The 19,121-nt window shown below is 62.7% G+C and carries 16 protein-coding genes; 8 read left to right on the top strand and 8 right to left on the bottom strand.

Annotation, left to right across the window (positions count from 1 at the left end):
• Positions 1–150: 150 nt before the first annotated feature.
• Complete coding sequence (locus AB4136_RS25615; protein WP_024925287.1) at positions 151–1,326, top strand: GGDEF domain-containing protein; 1,176 nt, start codon at positions 151–153, stop codon at positions 1,324–1,326.
• A gap of 121 nt (positions 1,327–1,447) precedes the next feature.
• On the opposite strand, the gene AB4136_RS25610 is transcribed toward AB4136_RS25615, so the two are convergent.
• From AB4136_RS25610 to AB4136_RS25600, 3 genes are all read right to left on the bottom strand, one after another.
• Positions 1,448–2,257 carry an FAD binding domain-containing protein gene (locus AB4136_RS25610; protein ID WP_024925288.1) on the bottom strand — a complete coding sequence of 270 codons (810 nt, stop codon included), beginning with the start codon at positions 2,255–2,257 and terminating at the stop codon, positions 1,448–1,450.
• 104 nt (positions 2,258–2,361) lie between these two features.
• Complete coding sequence (locus tag AB4136_RS25605; RefSeq protein WP_137901407.1) at positions 2,362–4,704, bottom strand: xanthine dehydrogenase family protein molybdopterin-binding subunit; 2,343 nt, start codon at positions 4,702–4,704, stop codon at positions 2,362–2,364.
• Positions 4,705–4,842: 138 nt separating this feature from the next.
• Positions 4,843–5,340: a (2Fe-2S)-binding protein gene (locus AB4136_RS25600; RefSeq protein ID WP_024925290.1), complete on the bottom strand. Its 498-nt coding sequence runs from the start codon at positions 5,338–5,340 to the stop codon at positions 4,843–4,845.
• Positions 5,341–5,597: 257 nt separating this feature from the next.
• On the opposite strand from AB4136_RS25600, the gene AB4136_RS25595 reads away from it, so the two are divergent.
• Together AB4136_RS25595 and AB4136_RS25590 are read left to right on the top strand one after the other, a co-directional pair.
• On the top strand, positions 5,598–6,767 hold the full coding sequence (locus tag AB4136_RS25595; protein WP_244431267.1) for an FIST signal transduction protein: 1,170 nt from the start codon (positions 5,598–5,600) through the stop codon (positions 6,765–6,767).
• 7 nt (positions 6,768–6,774) lie between these two features.
• Positions 6,775–8,109: an ATP-binding response regulator gene (locus tag AB4136_RS25590; protein ID WP_024925292.1), complete on the top strand. Its 1,335-nt coding sequence runs from the start codon at positions 6,775–6,777 to the stop codon at positions 8,107–8,109.
• A 111-nt stretch (positions 8,110–8,220) separates the two neighbouring features.
• On the opposite strand, the gene AB4136_RS25585 is transcribed toward AB4136_RS25590, so the two are convergent.
• Positions 8,221–8,904, bottom strand: coding sequence for a response regulator (locus tag AB4136_RS25585; protein ID WP_024925293.1), 684 nt, complete (start codon positions 8,902–8,904; stop codon positions 8,221–8,223).
• Between the two features lie 232 nt (positions 8,905–9,136).
• Between AB4136_RS25585 and AB4136_RS25580 the strand changes: the two genes are divergently transcribed.
• From AB4136_RS25580 to AB4136_RS25570, 3 genes are read left to right on the top strand one after another with little or no spacing between them, the layout of a single operon-like run.
• Positions 9,137–9,832 (top strand): fumarylacetoacetate hydrolase family protein, encoded by a 696-nt coding sequence (locus tag AB4136_RS25580; protein WP_024925294.1) that lies wholly within the window; start codon positions 9,137–9,139, stop codon positions 9,830–9,832.
• A complete protein-coding gene (gene maiA / locus AB4136_RS25575) occupies positions 9,829–10,479 on the top strand; it encodes a maleylacetoacetate isomerase (protein WP_024925295.1) in 651 nt (216 codons plus the stop codon). Before AB4136_RS25580 ends, maiA begins: the two co-directional genes overlap by 4 nt.
• Positions 10,480–10,510: 31 nt before the next feature.
• Entirely contained in the window at positions 10,511–11,551 is a 1,041-nt protein-coding gene (locus AB4136_RS25570) for a zinc-dependent alcohol dehydrogenase family protein (RefSeq protein ID WP_024925296.1), read from the top strand.
• Between the two features lie 45 nt (positions 11,552–11,596).
• Here the strand turns inward: AB4136_RS25570 and phaZ are convergent, their stop codons facing one another.
• The 4 genes from phaZ to AB4136_RS25550 form a co-directional block, all read right to left on the bottom strand.
• Positions 11,597–12,427, bottom strand: coding sequence for a poly(3-hydroxyalkanoate) depolymerase (phaZ, locus tag AB4136_RS25565; RefSeq protein ID WP_244431262.1), 831 nt, complete (start codon positions 12,425–12,427; stop codon positions 11,597–11,599).
• A 50-nt stretch (positions 12,428–12,477) separates the two neighbouring features.
• Positions 12,478–14,232 (bottom strand): alpha/beta fold hydrolase, encoded by a 1,755-nt coding sequence (locus tag AB4136_RS25560; RefSeq protein WP_024925298.1) that lies wholly within the window; start codon positions 14,230–14,232, stop codon positions 12,478–12,480.
• Between the two features lie 3 nt (positions 14,233–14,235).
• A complete protein-coding gene (locus tag AB4136_RS25555; RefSeq protein ID WP_024925299.1) occupies positions 14,236–14,721 on the bottom strand; it encodes a MaoC family dehydratase in 486 nt (161 codons plus the stop codon).
• Positions 14,722–14,805: 84 nt separating this feature from the next.
• Entirely contained in the window at positions 14,806–16,503 is a 1,698-nt protein-coding gene (locus AB4136_RS25550) for a long-chain-fatty-acid--CoA ligase (RefSeq protein WP_024925300.1), read from the bottom strand.
• Positions 16,504–16,794: 291 nt separating this feature from the next.
• Between AB4136_RS25550 and AB4136_RS25545 the strand changes: the two genes are divergently transcribed.
• Positions 16,795–18,243, top strand: coding sequence for a WS/DGAT/MGAT family O-acyltransferase (locus AB4136_RS25545; RefSeq protein WP_024925301.1), 1,449 nt, complete (start codon positions 16,795–16,797; stop codon positions 18,241–18,243).
• A 102-nt stretch (positions 18,244–18,345) separates the two neighbouring features.
• On the top strand, positions 18,346–19,119 hold the full coding sequence (locus AB4136_RS25540) for an esterase/lipase family protein (RefSeq protein ID WP_024925302.1): 774 nt from the start codon (positions 18,346–18,348) through the stop codon (positions 19,117–19,119).
• Positions 19,120–19,121: the final 2 nt, after the last annotated feature.

The raw sequence follows: 19,121 nt of genomic DNA, 5'->3' as shown, positions 1-19,121 counted from the left end.
TTTCGACACACAAAATACGCGGCGTTTCGCGCGCCGCGTTGACCGGGCGGTAACCTGACTTGTCTTCGCTCGTTGCGGGCCATCGGCTTATGTGCGAAGCCTGCGCCGCGATCCAGACCGCCGACGGAAGCCGAAAGCCGCCGTACCGCCATGCGCGTCCCCAACAACCCCCTCGTGCTCATCGGCCCCGCCATCCTGCTGGTTTTCGCGGCGAGTTTCGTGGCGATCTGGCTACGGGACCGACGGCTTGGCCATCTGCTGTTCTTTTGCGCGGCCTGCCTGTTGTTCTGCCTGGGAACCCTGTCCCAGATCCTCGGCGTACCCGACGGTCACGGCCCGAACGCCGTAACCTCGGCCTTTCTCTACACATTGAGCGTCCTTTTGCTCAATGACGGGCTGCTGCGGCGCTCCGGCCAGCGTCTCGGTCCGATTTCGTACCTCGCCATCCTCGGCCTGATTTGCGGCGGCGTCGCCTATTTCTTCTATGTCGATCGTCAGCTGATCGTCCGCATCTACATCATGAATTTCGGCTACGGGCTGGTCTGCCTTGCCACCGCATGGCGCCTGCGCCGGCTCCGGGTCGGAATGTTCGCGGAAAAGATCCTGTTCTGGACCTCGCTCGCCTTTTCGCTCCACTTCTTTCCGCGCACGGTGCTGACCGTTGGCACGGTCGCCCCGTCGGCCACTGCGTTCGGCGCCTCGCCATTCTGGCTGGCCTTGCAGTTTTCGCTGGCTGTGCTGGGAGTGATGCTGGCGCTTGCCCTATTTGCCGTGACCGTCAGCGACATGATGGCGGATCTGCGCCACGAGCGCTCGGTCGATTCCCTCACCGGGGTGCTGAACCGGCGCGGTTTCGAGGAGCGCGCGCAGGAACTGCTGAACAGCGCTCGCGCCTGGCCGACAAGCCTCATCCTGGTCGACATCGACCACTTCAAGAACATCAACGATACGTTCGGGCATCCGGCCGGCGATGCTGTTCTCAAGACATTTGGGCACCTGCTTCAGGGAGCGATGCGGCAGGTGGACATTTGCGGCCGTCTCGGCGGCGAGGAGTTCGCTTTTCTGCTGCCCAATTGCGATGCCGCCGGCGCCGATGCCTTTGCCCAGCGGCTGCGAGGCATCGTTCGCCAAACCCGTTTCGACGGGCTGCCGGCGTCGCGCCAGCTCACCGCGAGTTTCGGCGTTGCCTCGGCGCGTCATGGCGAAGGTTTGGGCGCGTTGATCGCGCGCGCCGACACCGCGCTCTACCGGGCCAAGCGGCAAGGTCGCGACAGGGTGGAAACCCAGGCGGAAAATCCGTTGCTGTCAACAGGCACCGCCGATTGAGCAGAAAGACCGCGCGTCGCATATTCTGGTCGCCGCGACGGAGCGCTTCGTGACCCTATGAATTCCACAATACGAAAGGGGCCTCGCGGCCCCTTCCCTTTTGCCGGCGATGCCGATGTCGTCAGGCGTTGGCGGCGGCTACCGCGCGCTTGGCCAGCACGCCGATCAGATGGGCGCGATAGTCGGCCGAGGCGTGGATGTCGGTCATCAGATTGTCCGACGCCAGCTTGATGCCCGACACCGCTGCCGCGTCGAAGGATTTGGTGAGCGCCGCCTCGATCGCCTTGGCGCGGAAGACACCATTGTCGCCGGCACCGGTCACCGCCACGCGCACCTCGTCCTTGCCGTTCGCCTTGCTCTTGGCCACGAACACACCGACGATGGCGTAGCGCGAGGCCGGGTTGCGGAACTTCTGATAGGCGGCTTTGGCGGGAGCGGTGAAGGAGACGGCGGTGACGATCTCACCATCCTTGAGGATCGTCTCGAACAGGCCCTTGAAGAACTTGTCGGCGGCGATCTCGCGCTTGTTGGTGACGATGGTGGCGCCAAGCGCCAGCAAGGCGGCCGGATAGTCTGCGGCCGGGTCGTTGTTGGCGATCGAGCCGCCGATGGTGCCGCGATGGCGCACGGCCGGGTCGCCGATCATCGCCGCCAGCTCGGCCAGCGCCGGGCATGCCTTCTGCAGCTTGGCGTCTGTGGAAACCTCGAAATGGGTCGTCGCCGCGCCGATGGTGACGGTCTTGCCGGACACCTTGATGCCCTTCAACGTAGCGATCTTCGAGATGTCGACAAGGTCCGACGGCGCCGCCAGCCTGGTCTTCATCGCCGGGATCAGCGTCATGCCGCCGGACACGAGCTTGGCATCGCCGGTCTTCAAAAGCTTGGCCGCATCCGCGATGGAATTGGCCCGATGGTAGGTGACGGAGTACATGGCTCGTTCTCCTCAGAGAGATTTCGACAGGGCAGTCGGCAATCGGCAGTCGGCAGTCGTTTGAAGTCGTTCCGACTGCCGATTGCCCACTCCCTACTGCCTCCTCAATGCTTCTGCGCCGCCGCCCACACCTTCTGGGGCGACGCCGGCATGGTGAAATCCATGATGCCGAGCGCGTCGGTGATGGCGTTGATGACCGCCGGCGGCGAACCGATGGCGCCGGCCTCGCCGCAGCCCTTGATGCCGAGCGGATTGCCCGGGCATGGCGTGTTCGAGGTCGAGACCTTGAACGAAGGCAGGTCGCCGGCGCGCGGCATGGTGTAATCCATGTAGCTTGCCGTCAGCAGCTGGCCGGACGGATCGTAATAGGCGCCCTCCAGAAGCGCCTGGCCGACGCCCTGGGCGATGCCGCCATGCACCTGGCCTTCGACGATCATCGGGTTGATGATGTTGCCGAAATCGTCGGCCGCAACGAACTGGATGATCTGGGTTTCGCCGGTATCGGGATCGATCTCGACCTCGCAGATGTAGCAGCCCGCCGGGAAGGTGAAGTTGGACGGATCGTAGAACGCGCCCTCCTTCAGGCCCGGCTCCATGCCGGCCGGCAGATTGTGGGCCGTGTAGGCGGCAAGCGCCATCTGGAACCAGGGCACCTTCTTGTCGGTGCCGGCCACCTTGAGTTCGCCGTTCTCAACCACGATGTCGCCCTCGTCGGCTTCCAGAAGGTGAGCCGCGATTTTCTTCGCCTTGGCTTCCACCTTGTCCAGGGCCTTGACGATGGCGCTCATGCCGACCGCGCCGGAGCGCGAACCATAGGTGCCCATGCCCATCTGCACCTTGTCGGTGTCGCCATGGACGATGTTGATGCTGTCAATCGGCACGCCGAAACGATCCGAGACCAGTTGCGCGAAGGTCGTCTCATGGCCCTGGCCATGGCTGTGCGAACCGGTCATCACCTCGATGGTGCCGACCGCGTTGACACGCACCTCGGCCGATTCCCACAGGCCGACGCCGGCACCCAGCGAACCGACCGCCGCCGACGGCGCGATGCCGCAGGCCTCGATATAGGCGCTCATGCCGATGCCGCGCAGCTTGCCCGCCTTCTTGGCCTTGTCGCGCCGCTTGGCGAAACCGGTATAGTCGGCCGCCTTCATCGCCGCATCCAGCGAGGCGCTGTAATTGCCGGCGTCGTAACACATGATCACCGGCGTCTGGTGCGGGAACTGGGTGATGAAGTTGCTGCGCCTGAGTTCGGCCGGCGAAACGCCAAGTTCCCGTGCCGCCGTCTCCATGGTGCGTTCCAGAAGATAGGTCGCTTCCGGCCGCCCGGCGCCGCGATAGGCGTCGACCGGCGCGGTGTTGGTGTAGACCGTGCGCACATTGGCGTGGATTGCCGGGATGTTGTACTGGCCCGACAACAGGGTCGCGTAGAGATAGGTCGGCACCGACGACGAGAACAGCGACATGTAGGCGCCGAGATTGGCGATGGTGTCGACCTTGAGCCCGGTGATGCGGTTGTTCTTGTCGAAGGCCATCTCGACCGTCGAATGATGGTCGCGGCCATGCGCGTCGGTCAGGAAGCTTTCGGTGCGGTCGGCAACCCATTTCACCGGCACACCGGTCTTCTTCGACGCCCACAGGCAGACGATCTCCTCGGGATAGATGAAGATCTTCGAGCCGAAGCCGCCGCCCACATCGGGCGCGATGACACGCAGCTTGTTTTCCGGCGCCACATTGTAGAAAGCGCTCATCACCAGCCGCGCCACATGCGGGTTCTGCGACGTCGTCCAGCAGGTGTAGTGGTCCTCGGCCTTGTCATAGAGCCCGAGCGCCGCGCGTGGTTCCATGGCGTTGGGCACGAGGCGGTTGTTGACGATCTTCATGCGGGTGACGTGGTGCGCGGCCTTGATCGCCGCGTCGGTCGCCTTGGCGTCGCCGATCTCCCAGTCGAAGATCAGATTGCCGTCGGCTTCCGGATGCAGTTGCGGCGCGCCCTTCTCCAGCGCCTTCACCGCGTCGACGACAGCTTTCAGTTCCTTGTAGGAAACGTCCACCGCCTCGGCGGCATCGCGCGCCTGGCCCTTTGTGTCGGCAACGACGATCGCCACCGCGTCGCCGACATAACGCACCTTGTCGAACGCCAGCGGCGACCAGGCCCCCATCTTCATCGGCGAGCCGTCCTTGGAATGGATCATCCAGCCGCAGATCAGATTGCCGATGCCGTCGGCCTTCAATTCCCTGCCCGTCAGCACGCCGATGACACCGGGCATGGCCAGCGCCTTCTTGGCATCGATCTTCTTGATCTGCGCATGCGCATATGGGCTTCTGACGAAGACCGCGTGCTTCATCCCGGGCACCACCATGTCATCGACATAGCGGCCTGCGCCGGTGATGAAACGTTTGTCTTCCTTGCGCGCCACGCGGGCGCCGATGCCTTCAATACCCATCAAAATTCTCCTCCGGAACCTTGAAGTGAATTCGTTTCACCCGGTATCGGCGGCCTCTTGCCGCCAAGTGCTTGATCGGCTTCGTCAAAACTTTTTGACTCTGGTCGCGGCCGCCGGGCTGTGTTCACTTTTCGCGGCTCAAGCCGCCTTCTTGGCCTTTGGCTTGGCCTTCGACATCGCTTGAGAAGCGGCCAGTATCGCCTTGACGATGTTGTGATATCCGGTGCAGCGGCAGATGTTGCCCTCGAGCTCTGCCCTCACCGTGGCCTCATCCAGGCCTTCCGGATGGCGGGCGATCATGTCGGTCGCGGTCATGATCATGCCGGGCGTACAGAAGCCGCACTGCAACCCATGGTGTTCCTTGAAGGCCGCCTGCACAGGATGTAGGTCCGCGCCATTGGCGAGACCCTCGATCGTGACGACGGTGGAACCGGAAGCCTGGGCGACCAGCATCGAGCAGGACTTCACCGCCTTGCCGTCGACATGGACGACGCAGGCGCCGCACTGCGAGGTGTCGCAACCGACATGTGTTCCGGTAAGCCCTTGATGTTCCCTTAGAAAATGGACCAGCAGCGTGCGGTCCTCGACTGTTGCGTGAACCTGCCTGCCGTTCACGGTCAACGAAATGTCCGACATGAAGCCTCCCTGGGTATTCAACCTCGGTGTGGCTGCCGGCTCCCTCCGGACACCCCGGCAGACCGATGTTCTTGTCTCGCGAAGTGCCTCAAACGCCCGAAGCACCCCCGCTTTCACGACAATGCAACCGGCCCTGAATCCCGTATATTGTACTTTCGGTCGTTGGGCTTAGCGCGCGGCCATTGCCAAAGATCGCCCCCTGCGGCAACAATGATTGGCGGCGTTGGGGAGCGCCTTGGGCATCGGGAGGAAATGGGCTGGTCTGTTCGCGGACGAGCTATGCATGCGGGCTTTCGGCGCTCACCACGAGCGAGCCGGACACGGATGCTTTTGCCATCGCCGTCGAGGCTGAAGCCAGGGCGATCGGCGCGGGCTTTGCGTTGCTGTTCTTCTCGCGCAGCCTGGTTGATGCAACGACGCTTGCCAACTCATTGAAAAAACACGCCCCGAAGCTGCCTTACGCCGGCTGTTCGACGGCAGGCGAAATCACGCCGGACGGCCTCGAGGAAGGCCATATGCTGGCCATGCTCTTTCCCACCAGCGCTTTTACCGTCGCCAGCGCCATGGTCGAGAACCTGTCGTCTTCGGCCATGGATGGCATCACCGGCGAAGTGGAAGTGCTGCGACGTACCCTGCATGCCAAAGCTGGCGACGCCAGCGCCGACAACGTCTTCGCGCTCTGCCTGATCGACGGGCTCTCCTACGCCGAGGAAGCGGTCACCTCCGCAATCCACTGGGCTCTCGACGACATCCCGCTGATCGGCGGTTCGGCCGGCGATGACCTGAAATTCGAAACCACGACGCTGATGCGCGACGGGCGCGTCGCCTCGGACAGCGCCATCGTCATCCTGATCGCCACCACCATCCCCTTCCACGTCTTCAAGACCGACAATTTTGTCCCGACCGACGAGAAGCTGGTTGTGACCGCTTCCGATCCCGATCATCGCATCGTGCGCGAGTTCAATGCCGATGTCGCGGCAACCGAATATGCCGCCTCGGTCGGCATCGTGCAGCATACGCTGACGCCCTTTTCGTTCGCGTCGCATCCCGTGGTCGTGAAAGTGGGTGGCGAATATTATTGCCGGTCGATCCAGAAGATGAACCCCGACGGTTCGCTCTCTTTTTTCTGCGCCATCGACGACGGCATCGTCCTGTCGATCGCCCAGCCCAAGAGCATGGTCGAGACGACGCGCGCCGCGCTGAAGGAGGTCGAGGCCAAGCTTGGCAACATCGACATGATCCTCGGCTTCGATTGCGTGCTGCGTCGGCTCGATGCCCGCAACCGCCAGGTTTTCCGTGATATTTCCGAACTCTACCGCGCCAACAAGGTGATCGGTTTCGGCACCTACGGCGAACAATACCGGTCGATGCATTTGAACCAGACCTTTACCGGCATCGCCTTTGGACAGCGCCAGGCGGCGGAGTAGAACTCGAATGCCGCTGAACGACATCCAGGACATCGAGCGACTGAAGAAGATCAACGCCGCGCTGGTCAGCCGCGTCGAACGATCGATGGACCAGCAGGGCAATGCGTTCTCGCTGTTTCAGACCGCGATCTCGCTGGAAAACCGGGTGCGCATGCGCACCGAGGAACTACATGCCGCGCTGCGCCGGCTGGAACAGTCGAACCTGGCCCTCTCCGCCGCCAAGGAGAATGCCGAATACGCCAATCTTTCCAAGACGCGCTTCCTCGCCGCCGCCAGTCATGACGTATTGCAGCCTTTGAACGCCGCCCATCTGTCGATTTCGGCACTCGCGGAACTGCAGACTTCCACCGAAGGCAAGAAGCTGGTCCGGCAAGTGGAACGTTCGCTGCAGACCATGGAAGATCTGCTGCATACGCTGCTCGACATTTCGAAACTCGATGCAGGCGTGGTCGAGCCGGAGATAACCGACGTCAGCCTTGAAACGCTGTTTTCCGCCCTGCGCTCCGACTTCCAACAAGTCGCCGAGATGAAGGGACTGACGTTGCGTTTCCGCCCCGTCGCGATCGCAGTACGCTCCGACAGGACGCTTCTGCGCCGCATCCTGCAGAACATCCTCTCCAACGCTTTGCGTTACACCCATAAGGGTGGCGTGCTGGTCGGCACCCGGCAGCGCGGTAAGACACTCCGCATCGATGTGGCTGACACGGGCTACGGCATTCCCGAAGACCAGCGCGAGGCCGTGTTCGAGGAGTTCCATCGCGGCACGGTCGGCGGCGGCACCGAGCCGACCGGCGGCGGGCTGGGCCTAGGCCTTGCAATCGTGCGGCGCATGGCCGGCGCGCTCGGCCATCCCGTCACCTTCTCTTCCAGGGTCGGGCGCGGCACGATCTTTCATATCGATGTACCGGTCTCAGCCAACCCGCAGCCGGAACCCGGTGCCGGCGAAAGCGAAACGCCAAAGGGTTATGGCCTGTTCGGCACCAAGGTGTTGCTGGTAGAAAACGACGCCGACGTGCTGGCGGCAATGACGTCGCTGCTGGAGCGCTGGCAATGCATCGTGCGCCCGGCCGCCTCGACCGACGAAGCGCTCGACGCTCTGGGCGACACCGACTGGGTGCCCGACATCGTTATCGCCGACCAGCATCTGGACGGTGGTGACCTGGGCACGGAGACGGTCGCCGAGGTGCGCGACTATCTCGGCCGCACAGTACCGGCATTGATCGTCACCGCCGACCCGTCGGAAAGCGTGGTCAAGGCCGCCCGGGCAGCGGGCATCGACCTGATGCGCAAGCCGCTGAAGCCGGCACAACTTCGGGCGCTGCTGGCGCATTTGCTGGCTTAGGCAGTCGGCAGTCGGCAGTCGGCAGTCGGATCATATAGTTTGCGAGCCATATGCAAGCGGGCAACGAGCCGTTTTTCTACGACTGCCTATTCCCGACTGCCGATTGCCTTTTCAGAACCCCTGCTGATCCCTGAACAACTCGGCATTGTCGAGTTTCGAAACCTCGATAACCGCCTGTGTGCGGCTGTAGACGTTGAGCTTGCGCAGGATCTCCGACACGTGAGCCTTCACCGTCGTTTCACCGACTTGCAGCTCATAGGCAATCTGCTTGTTGAGCATGCCCTGGCGCAGCATCTGCAGCACGCGCAACTGCTGCGGCGTCAGCCGCGAAAGCCGCTGCACCATGTCGGCCCTGTCGGTGCTTTCCGGATCGGGCTGATGCACCGAATAGGTCTCCGGCACATAAATCGCACCTTCCATCACGGCGCGGATCGCTCCCGCAAGATCGTCCTTGCGCGCGGATTTCGGAACAAATCCAGCCGCGCCATAAGACAGCGCCTCCGAAATGATGCGGGCATCCTCGTGGCCGGAAACGATCATCACCGGCAGATGCGGATAACGCGTCCGCAATTGCAGAAGTCCGTCGAAGCCGTGGACGTCGGGCATGGACAGATCGAGCAGCGCAAGGTCGAACTGCCCGGCGCCCGCCAGCAATTCCAGTGCTTCACCGATGGATCGGGCCTCGACGGTGTCGACTTCCGGATAGGCCATCTGCACGGCGCTGTGCAGTGCTTCGCGAAACAGCGGATGATCGTCGATGATCAGGAATCTTGCGACTTCATTCACTGCATTCATGGTGGCACTGCCTCGATGTCGATCGTCATCGCGCCTTTCAGCATACGCCCGGCGGCACGATCCGTTCATTGGCCAATAGTACATCGGCCGCCCCTTGGCGCTAGCCCATCGAGCAGTGGCCTATCAGGTCAAGAACGGTTCGCCCGCGCAACCTGTCGGCAATGCCTTGCCCCTCCGTTCAAAACGACCGAAGGTGCGCGGCATCCGACATTGGCAAAGGAGCGGAATCAGCATGAATGCATTGGCCCTGGCGGCGCCACCGATCCCATCCGTCGCCATTGCAGGATCCGCGGAACGTTTTCCGGTTCGACGCATTTTCTGCGTCGGCCGCAACTACGCCGCGCATGCCCGCGAACTGGGCAATGACGAACGCGACCCGCCCTTCTTCTTCACCAAGCCGGCCGATGCCGTGGTCGATTCGGGCAGCACCATTCCCTACCCGCCGCTGACCGCGAATCTGCATCACGAAATCGAGCTTGTCGTCGCGATAGGCGAAGCAGGCTTTCGGATCCCGGTGAACAAAGCGCTTTCCCATGTCTGGGGCTATGGCGTCGGCATCGACCTGACCCGGCGCGACCTGCAGGACGAAGCCAAGAAGGCAGCGCGCCCCTGGGACTGGGCGAAAGCCTTCGATCAATCCGCGCCTTGCGGGCCTCTGGTGCCGGCTAAGCAATCCGGGCATCCGGCAAGCGGCCGCATCTGGTTGTCCGTCAACGGAACCGTGAGACAGGATGGCGACCTCGCCGAACTGATCTGGCCGGTCGCCGACATCATTGCCATTTGCAGCGAAGCAGTGGAACTTCGGCCCGGCGACCTCATTTTCACCGGTACGCCAGCGGGCGTCGGACAGATTGTTTCCGGTGACCGCCTGAGCGGTGGCGTCGAGGGCATCGGCACCATCGAACTTACGATAGGACAAGCGCGATGAGCGACATCATCCTGCACAATTATTACCGCTCCTCGACCTCGTACCGGGTGCGGATCGCGCTGGAAATGAAAGGCATTCACTACCGCTACGTGCCGCATCACCTGCGCCACGGCGAACACCTCGAACCGGCCTACCTGGCGGTCAACCCGCAGGGATTGGTCCCCGCCTTGATCTGGAGCGACGGCGCCCTCATCACGCAATCGCTGGCGATCATCGAATATCTCGACGAGATCAGCCCCGAGCCGCCGCTGCTGCCGCGGGAAGCGGCAGATCGCGCTCACGTGCGCATGCTCGCGCAGATGATCGCCTGCGACATCCATCCCGTAAACAATCTGCGCGTGCTGACCAGCCTTCGCAGCGTCTTCGGCGCCAGTGACGAAGATATCGCCAACTGGTTCCGGCATTGGGTGAATGAGGGCTTCCAACCCCTTGAAAAGATTCTGGCGACGTCGCCGCAGACGGGCACCTTCTGCCATGGCGAAACGCCAGGGCTGGCCGACATCTGCCTGGCTGCGCAGGTGACGAACAACGCCCGTTTCGGCGTCGATATGGAACCCTATCCGATCATTTCCCGCATCAACGCCGCCTGCATGGCGTTGCCCGCCTTCCAGAAGGCAGCGCCACAGAACCAGCCCGACGCCGAATAACCCCTCCAGGTCGCAGATACAGGACCAGCCGATGAAAGCCGTTGTCTTCGAAAAATTCGGTGAAGCGCCAACGGTGCGGACCGTACCGGACCCTGTTCCCTCGCCCGATGGCGTTGTCATCAAGGTGGAGGCAACCGGGCTCTGCCGCAGCGACTGGCATGGCTGGATGGGGCATGATCCCGATATCCGCCTGCCACATGTGCCCGGTCACGAACTTGCCGGCATCGTGGTAGCCGTCGGTCGTCAAGTGCGGAACTGGAAGGCCGGCGCGCGTGTCACCGTGCCGTTCGTGGCGGCTTGCGGCCGCTGCTTCGAATGCGCCTCCGGCAATCACCAGGTCTGCGAACACCAGTTCCAGCCGGGTTTCACCGCCTGGGGCTCTTACGCCGAATATGTCGCCATCGACCGCGCCGACACCAATCTCGTGACGTTGCCTGAGGAGATGGATTTCGCCACCGCCGCCAGCCTCGGCTGCCGCTTCGTCACCTCGTTTCGCGCCGTGGTCGACCAGGGCCGCGTGACGCCCGGCGAATGGGTTGCCGTGCATGGTTGCGGCGGCGTCGGCCTTTCGGCGATCATGATCGCCAGCGCCATGGGCGCCAATGTGGTGGCCATCGACCTGACCGACGAAAAGCTGGATTTCGCCCGAAAGCTCGGTGCGGCCGCTACCGTCAACGCAGCGCAGACGCCAAACGTGGTCAAGGCCGTCAAGGAGATCACCAATGGCGGCGCGCATATGTCGATGGACGCGCTCGGCCATCCGACCACTTCCTACAACTCGATTTCCAACCTGCGTCGCCGCGGCCGGCACGTGCAGGTCGGGCTGATGCTGGGCGACCATGCCAAGGCGGCGATACCAATGGCCAAGGTGATCGCCTACGAACTGGAAATTCGCGGCAGCCACGGCATGCAGGCGTTTCGTTACGGCGCGATGATGGAGATGATCAGGGCCGGCAAACTGAAGCCGGACCTTCTGATCGGCAAGACCCTGAGCCTCGACGAAGCCCCGGCAGCGCTGATGGCGATGGGCAATTTCGAAGGTATCGGCATCGGCGTGGTGACGCGCTTCTGAACCCACGCGTGAGCAGAGCGTGGCAAGCCCTCGCTCAGGCCACGCTTATTCCCGCAGGAAAGCCTCGATCATCTGCGCCGACGGCTTCGGCTTGGTCACCAGGAACAGATGGCCATCGTCGAGCAGTTCCAGGCGTGAGCGGGCGATCATGGTGTGCAGCACCCTGGCGTTGATCACCGGCACCAGCGGATCGTCGGTACCAGCCATGATCAGCGTCGGCTGGCGCAGCATCCAGAGCCATGGCAGGCTGGTCCAGCCGCTCATGGCGAAGAGCTGGAGAAAGTAGCCATATTGCGAGGCGCCCTTCATGGCTCCGGCATGGCGGTTGATCAGCGTTGGGTCCTTGCGGAAATCCCCGCCATAGATTTCGGCCGCGATGGACCGCATATAGCCGGGGTCGGTGTAGCGGCGCGGGCTTGCCATCTTGGAAAGCACGGTGGGCGCGCCGGGAACCATGGTGATGCCAGGCGCGGTTGCGGCAAGGATGAGCTTGCGGCACACCGACGGGTACTGGAAGGCGAATTGCTGGGCGAGCCCGCCGCCCCATGACACACCGGAAATGTCGAGACGATCATGGCCGAGGATTTCGCCAAGCCGCTTGGCGAGCCTGGCCAGCGTCGACGGTCTATAGGGAAAGATCGGGTTGGGCGAACCGCCGACACCCGGCACGTCGAAGATGATGCCCGTGGTGTCTTCCAGCGCGGCCATGAAGGGAGCCGCCAGTTCCAGATTGGCGCCGATGCCGTTGAACATCAGGAGCGGCGGCCGCTCGGACGCACCATGCCGGATGCCGACGCGCAACAATTGCCCGTCGACATCGAACATCTTGATGTCCATCGCGCCATCCGCCTTGGCCTTGTTCGCCGCCATCGCCATTCAGTCAAACCCCGTTTATTTCGATGCTTCCTTGCGATGGCGTCCGGCCGTCACAGCTCGAACACATAGGTTCCCGGTGCTGCGCCGAGCGGTTTGTATTTGGCATTGCCGGGCCTGGCCGGCGCATCGATTTCGGCGTCGGAGCGTTCCTTCAGATAGGTCGCCCAATCCAGCCACCAGCTGCCTTCGTGCTTGGCCGCCGTGGCAGTCCAGGCATCGGCATCCTTCTCCTTGGTCTTGCCCTTCACATACCAGGCCTTCGGATTGCCGGGCGGGTTGAGCAGGCTCTGCAGATGCCCGGAATTGGACAGGATGAAGGTGGTGTCCTCGCCATAGAGACGCGCCGTCTGGTAGACCGCTTTCCAGGGCGTGATGTGGTCGGTGGTGCCGCCGATCACATAGGTCTCGTGTTTGGCTTTGCCCATGTCGATAGGGACGCCGTGGATCGACATCTTGCCGGGGTTCATGAACGGGTTGGTGAAGATCAGGTCGAGGAAATCGCCGTGCAGCCGGGCCGGCAGGCGTGTCGTATCGGCGTTCCAGTAGAGCACGTCGAAGGCCGGCGGCGCGTTTCCGAGCAGGTAGTTGTTGACCCAGTAGTTCCAGATCAGGTCGTTGGGTCGCATCCAGGCGAACATCTTGGCCATCTCGTGGCCGTCGAGGATGCCCCTCGCCTTCGACATCTGCTTGGCCGCCATGATCGTTTCCGGCGTCACCAGCGCGGCAAAGTCGGAATCCGTCTCGGCCTGGGTGTTGAGCACGCAGACGGCGAGAATGACGGCGTTGATCTTCTGCTTTTTCTGCGCAGCCAGCCAGGCGACATAGGTCGACAGCGTGATACCGCCCGAACACGAGCCCATGATGTTGACGGTGTCGGAACCGGTGATGTCGCGCGCCGCGTCGCAGGCTTCGTCCAGTGCCGCAATATAGGTATCGAGGCCCCAGTCGCGCTGTTCCGGCGTCGGATTGCGCCACGACACGCAATAGGGCTGGATGCCGTGACTGAGCAGAAACTTGATCATGCTCTTGTCGGGTGAAAGATCGACCGAATAATATTTGTTGATCTGCGGCGGCACGACGAGCAGCGGCCGCCGGTAGACCTTGTCGGTCGTCGCCGTGTAGTGGACCAGTTCCAGCACGTCGTTGCGGAACACCACCGTGCCGGGGCTGTTGGCGAGGTTCTCGCCCACCTTGAACTTCGAGGCATCGACCGAGGACGGCAACCCGCCATTCCTGGTCATGTCGTCGAGGAAGTTCTTCAGTCCGTTCAGCGCGCTTTTGCCGCCGCTGTCGACCAGCGCCTTGACCGCGGTGGGATTGAGCGCCGGATTGTTGGACGGCGCCATGGTGTCGACGAATATGGAGGTGATCAGCCGCGCCCGCGCCGCATCCTTCTCCGGCAGTTCGGTCTTGGCAACCAGTTCAGTGACCGATTTGCTCCAGGCCACATAGGATTGCATGACCGCCTTGTGCAGTCCGCTCGTCTTCCAAGCGGGATCGGCGAAACGGCGGTCCTTGGGGTCGGCTGCGATTTCCGATTGACCGGTGACGATCTTGCCGAACTCGCTGGCAAAGGCGAGCCACTGCTCGGCGAGTGCCTGGGGATGGCTGGCCAGCGCCTTCATGACCGAGCCGGCGGCGGCAGCGATGTCCTGCGTACGCAGGCCGACAAGCGGATTGAGTGCCAGCGTATTCTCGGCCGCCTCATCGGCGATCTGCTCGGCAAGCGGCCGCGCGTCCCTCGCCCTGTCGTCGCCGTCGCGTTTGTCGCCGTCCCTGCTGTCCTTCGCCGGCGCCTTCGCCATGAATTATCCTCCCGCTTTTCTCCGCCGCTCGTAGAACATGGCCAAAGTCTCGGCCATCAGCGCCGGCTTCTCCTCGCCCTCGATCTCGATCGTGTTGGCGAACTTCATCAGATATTGGCCAGGCCCCCTATCCTCCACGGAGATCAGCGACGCGCGCAGCCTGACCCGCGTACCCGCCCGGATCGGCGCAAGAAAGCGCACCTTGTCCAGCCCATAGTTGAAGACGGCCTGGGTGTTTTCGGGAACGACATTCATCTGCTGGCTAAGGCCGCCGATCAGCGACAGGCTGAGATAGCCATGCGCGATCGTGGTGCGGAACGGGCTTTCCTTCTTGGCTCGCTCCGGGTCGGTATGGATCCACTGCTGATCCTCGGTGCACCGTGCAAACTGGTCAATGCGCGCCTGGTCGACCACCACCCAATCGGAAAAGCCCAGGTCCTGCCCGGTCATTGCCCGCAATTGTTCGTAGGTCGGAGGTGACTTGCTCATCCCATCATCCCTGATTGTTTCGGCTACGCCGTCCGACCATGAACGCAACGCCCTGTCAATTCACGCAAGCCCCGTCCCTTGTCGTCATCGCGACACCGCCATTTCCTTGACAGCCTGATCACGCAATTCGCGGCGCAGGATCTTGCCGACATTGGTGCGTGGCAGGTCATCGCGGAATTCGATGTATTTCGGTTTCTTGTAGCCGGTGAGGTTCTTGACACAGAACGCCGCCAGTTCCTCCCTGGTTAACGCCTGATCCTTCTTGACCACGAACATCATCACCGCCTCGCCGGAATTCTTGTCCGGCACGCCCACGACAGCAGCCTCCAGCACGCCTGGATGCTGCACGGCGACGGCTTCGACCTCGTTCGGATAGACGTTGAAGCCGGAAACCAGGATCATGTCCTTCTTGCGGTCTACGATGGTAACAAAACCCTTGTCGTCCATGACGCCGACATCGCCCGATTTGAAGAAACCGTCCGGCGTCATCACCTTGTCGGTCTCGTCGGGCCGCTGCCAATAGCCCGCCATGACCTGTGGCCCCTTGATGGCGATCTCGCCGGGCTGGCCATGCGGCACATCATTGCCGTCATCATCGAGGAGCCGTATCTCGACATTGGGCAATGGCAGGCCGATCGTTCCGGTGAAGGCGTCGCTGTCGGTCGGGTTGCAGGCAATGCCCGAGGATGTTTCCGACAGACCGTAGCCTTCGATGATCGGACAACCGGTGATGGCGAGCCATTTCCTGGCGACCGGCTCCTGCACCGACATGGCGCCACCGTTGGCGATCCTGAATTGCGAGAAATCGACCTTGGCGAAATCGGGATTGTTGGCCAAGGCGTTGAACAGCGTATTCACGCCCGGCATGACATGGAATTTGTATTTGGCGAGCTCCTTCACCGTCGCCGGAATGTCGCGCGGATTGGGGATCAGAACATTGACGCCGCCCGTGCGCATGGCGAGCAGCCCGCAGGTGATGAAGGCAAACACGTGATAGAGCGGCAGCGCACAGATGAAGGTGAGCTGGCCCGAGATCGGCTTGCGTTTCAGGCCAGGCAGCGTCCAGGCCTCCGACGCCAGGAGATTGGCGATGATGGTGCCATGCAGCAGGACCGCGCCTTTGGAAACGCCGGTCGTGCCGCCTGTATATTGCAGCACCGCCACGTCGTCGGGCTTGATCGACGGTTTTTCGAAAGCCTTGCTCTTGCCGGCAGCCAGCGCCGCGTTGAAGCGCACGGCACCCGGCAGCGAGAAGGACGGCACCGCCTTCTTCACCTTGCGCAACACCAGATTGGCGATGGCGCCTTTGGGAAAGCCCAGCATATCGCCGACGCTGGCGAGGATGACATGCCGGATCGAGGTGTTCTTGATGACCTGCTGCAGCGTGGCAGCGAAATTTTCGAGGAGGATGATTGCCTTGGCACCTGAATCGTTGAGCTGGTGTTCAAGCTCGCGTGGCGTGTAGAGCGGATTGACGTTCACCACGATGAAGCCGGCACGCATGATCGCCGCAACCGTGACCGGATATTGCAAAACGTTCGGCATCATGGCCGCGACACGGTCGCCACGCTTCAGGCCAAGGCCCTGCAAATAAGCGGCGAAGTCGCGCGAGAGCCGGTCGATGTCGCCAAAAGTGATCGCCTTGTCCATGAAGACATAGGCTTTGTCGTTCCGGTATTTCGCGAAGCTCTCTTCGAAGAGCGCGACAACCGACGGATATTGATTGACGTCTACATCGGCCGGCACGCCGGCTGGGTAGCTCTTGAGCCAAATGCGGTCCATGCGCTCCTCCCCTCGATCGCGTTTTTCTTTCAATCTAGACGGGCAAAAAGGGCTTGGGAAGCGGCGTGCCGCGGCTTAGACGGCTCACGACGATTACCCTGCGGAATGCAAGTTCCCGCCATGCCTAGTAGATGACAGGCTGTGGAGCGTGGGTTATTGTGCTGGGGGTGTCGGAGACTTGCCTCCGTACCTTGCGTCACCTTGCCTTTGCCTGCGATCCGGCAAATGATCGCGGAAAAGGGGCCGCGCGGCCGGGCGGTTCTTGACCAATACCTGGCCGGGAGGGAACGCATGAAGCAGCTCGGCGGCATCGATGCCACCTTTCTCTACATGGAGACGCCGGAAACGCCGATGCATGTCGCCGGCCTGACGCTCTACGAGCCGCCGGCCGATCTGTCCGGGACGTTCTACGACCACTTCAAGGAATTCTTCCTGACCCGCATGCATCTGGCGCCGATCTTCGAGAAGAGGCTCGCCCGCACGGTGCTGGAACTCGATCATCCGGCATGGGTCGATGCCGGCGACATCGACATTGCCTACCATTTGCGCCGCGCCACCTTGCCCGCGCCGGGCAGCTGGAAGCAGCTTGAGGATCTCGTCGGCGAGTTGCATTCGACGCTGCTCGACCGCTCGCGGCCGCTGTGGCAATTCACTGTCATCGACGGGCTCGAAGGCGGCAATGTCGCCATCTATTCCAAGATACACCACGCCGCCGTTGATGGCGGTGCCGGCATGGCGATCGCCGCCGCCCTTTACGACCTTTCGCCCCAGCCGCGGAAGGTGAAGCCGCCGGAATCGAAACCGGCGATGCGCAAGCCGACGATCGAGGAACGCGCGATCCTCGGCATCAACGACGTCGTGCAGAACGTGATGCGCCAGCACCTGAAGGCGATGGAGGCAGTGCCGCAGATGCTCGGCACCATGACCGATCTGCTCATAGCCAAGAGTGGCGAAGGCAAAGGCGGTGGCTTGCCCGGCATTCCCGACATTCTGGCGCCGAAGACACCGTTCAACGTGACCGTCACCGCCCAGCGCGCCTTTGCCGCGAGGGCCTTGTCGCTCGGTGACGCCAAATTCATCGCCAAGGCGACCGGCACCAAGATCAACGATGTGGTGATGGCGGTGAGTGCCGGCGCGCTTCGCGCCTATCTCCAGGATCACGAGGCGCTGCCGACGAAACCGCTGGTCGCCTTCGTGCCGATCTCCTTGCGCCAGCCCGGCGACATGGAAGCCTCTAACCGGGTCTTCGGCATGTTCTGTCCGATCGCCACCGAGCTTGCCGAGCCGCTGGAGCGACTGAAGGCAATCGCCAAGAACAGCGGCGATTCCAAGACCTTGGCCGGCACGGTGAAGGACGTTTCGCCCAAGGACTATACGCTGCTTGGCGCGCCGATCCTGTTTCCCGGCCTCGCCCAGCTCTACGGCCGCACCGGCCTTGCCGACATCATGCCGTCGACCACCAATCTGACGATCTCCAACGTGCCCGGTCCGCCCATTCCGGTATTCTGCGCCGGCGCCAAGGTGCTCGCGATGTTCCCGGTCTCGATCCCCGTCCACGGCATCGCTCTCAACATCACCGTGCAGAGCTATCAGGACCGGCTCGATTTCGGCATCACAGCCGACCGCCGTGCCGTGCCCGACGCAGACCACCTCGGCGACCTGCTGGTCACCGCCATGGCCGAATTGAAGGAAGGGGTCGAAAAGCTGCCGCCTCCACCGCCGAAACCGATCAAACACTGACCCTGCTACCGTTGCGGAAACCGGGAGCAATGTTGCAGTTTTGTGAACAAAGGGCCCATATTCTGCGTTGAGTGCAGCTGGAATCAATCGACAGGAGCCGTCATGGCCCACGCTGATACGCTGAAACCGCCTTCGCGACTGCTGTTCGCGCTGGAACTCAGGGCGCTGCCGGAGCTCGGCGGTTTCGTCGCCTCGCTGCCCCTGCTCACTGCGCTTGCGCCGCGCGGCGACGGCCATCCGGTCCTAGTCCTGCCCGGGCTGGTGACCAGCGACCGCTCGACGGTGGCGCTGCGCAGCTTCCTCAAATCGAAGGCCTACGCCGCCTATGGCTGGGACCTCGGCCGCAACTACGGCCCGCTGCCTGGTGTCGAGCGAAAGATGGTCGACCGCCTCAAGGCGCTGGCCGACAAGCATGGCCGCAAGGTCAGCCTCGTCGGCTGGAGCCTCGGCGGCATCTATGCGCGCCAGCTCGCCAAGATGCTGCCCGACGAGGTGCGGCTGGTGATCACGCTCGGCAGCCCGTTCAACGGCGACCCGCGTGCCACCAATGCCTGGAAGCTCTACGAGTTCACCTCCGGCCACAAGGTCGACGATCGCGAAGGCCATATGGGTGGCGCCATTTCGGAATCGCCCCCGGTGCCGACAACGGCGATCTACAGCCGCACCGATGGTATCTGCGCCTGGCAAGCCTGCATGGAAAACGACCTCCCGCACACCGAGAGCATCGAGGTGGAAGCGAGCCATTGCGGCCTCGGCCATCACCCCGCGGCGGTCTACGCAATTGCCGATCGCCTGGCGCAGCCCCAGGGAGAATGGAAACCATTCGACCGAAGCGGCTTCAAGAGCCTGTTCTTCCCCGATCCGAAGCGGAACTAGAG

It is taken from the genome of Mesorhizobium sp. 2RAF21 (genome assembly GCF_052115345.1).
Classification (GTDB): Bacteria; Pseudomonadota; Alphaproteobacteria; order Rhizobiales; family Rhizobiaceae; genus Mesorhizobium; species Mesorhizobium terrae.
This window is presented reverse-complemented; position numbering and strand designations above follow the sequence as displayed.

Bases quoted from the DNA above. Each gene is read 5' to 3' on its own strand.
- AB4136_RS25615 (WP_024925287.1), top strand. From the start codon at position 151: ATGCGCGTCCCCAACAACCCCCTCGTGCTCATCGGCCCCGCCATCCTG.
- AB4136_RS25610 (WP_024925288.1), bottom strand. From the start codon at position 2,257: ATGTACTCCGTCACCTACCATCGGGCCAATTCCATCGCGGATGCGGCC.
- AB4136_RS25605 (WP_137901407.1), bottom strand. From the start codon at position 4,704: ATGGGTATTGAAGGCATCGGCGCCCGCGTGGCGCGCAAGGAAGACAAA.
- AB4136_RS25600 (WP_024925290.1), bottom strand. From the start codon at position 5,340: ATGTCGGACATTTCGTTGACCGTGAACGGCAGGCAGGTTCACGCAACA.
- AB4136_RS25590 (WP_024925292.1), top strand. From the start codon at position 6,775: ATGCCGCTGAACGACATCCAGGACATCGAGCGACTGAAGAAGATCAAC.
- AB4136_RS25585 (WP_024925293.1), bottom strand. From the start codon at position 8,904: ATGAATGCAGTGAATGAAGTCGCAAGATTCCTGATCATCGACGATCAT.
- AB4136_RS25580 (WP_024925294.1), top strand. From the start codon at position 9,137: ATGAATGCATTGGCCCTGGCGGCGCCACCGATCCCATCCGTCGCCATT.
- maiA (WP_024925295.1), top strand. From the start codon at position 9,829: ATGAGCGACATCATCCTGCACAATTATTACCGCTCCTCGACCTCGTAC.
- AB4136_RS25570 (WP_024925296.1), top strand. From the start codon at position 10,511: ATGAAAGCCGTTGTCTTCGAAAAATTCGGTGAAGCGCCAACGGTGCGG.
- phaZ (WP_244431262.1), bottom strand. From the start codon at position 12,427: ATGGCGATGGCGGCGAACAAGGCCAAGGCGGATGGCGCGATGGACATC.
- AB4136_RS25560 (WP_024925298.1), bottom strand. From the start codon at position 14,232: ATGGCGAAGGCGCCGGCGAAGGACAGCAGGGACGGCGACAAACGCGAC.
- AB4136_RS25555 (WP_024925299.1), bottom strand. From the start codon at position 14,721: ATGAGCAAGTCACCTCCGACCTACGAACAATTGCGGGCAATGACCGGG.
- AB4136_RS25550 (WP_024925300.1), bottom strand. From the start codon at position 16,503: ATGGACCGCATTTGGCTCAAGAGCTACCCAGCCGGCGTGCCGGCCGAT.
- AB4136_RS25545 (WP_024925301.1), top strand. From the start codon at position 16,795: ATGAAGCAGCTCGGCGGCATCGATGCCACCTTTCTCTACATGGAGACG.
- AB4136_RS25540 (WP_024925302.1), top strand. From the start codon at position 18,346: ATGGCCCACGCTGATACGCTGAAACCGCCTTCGCGACTGCTGTTCGCG.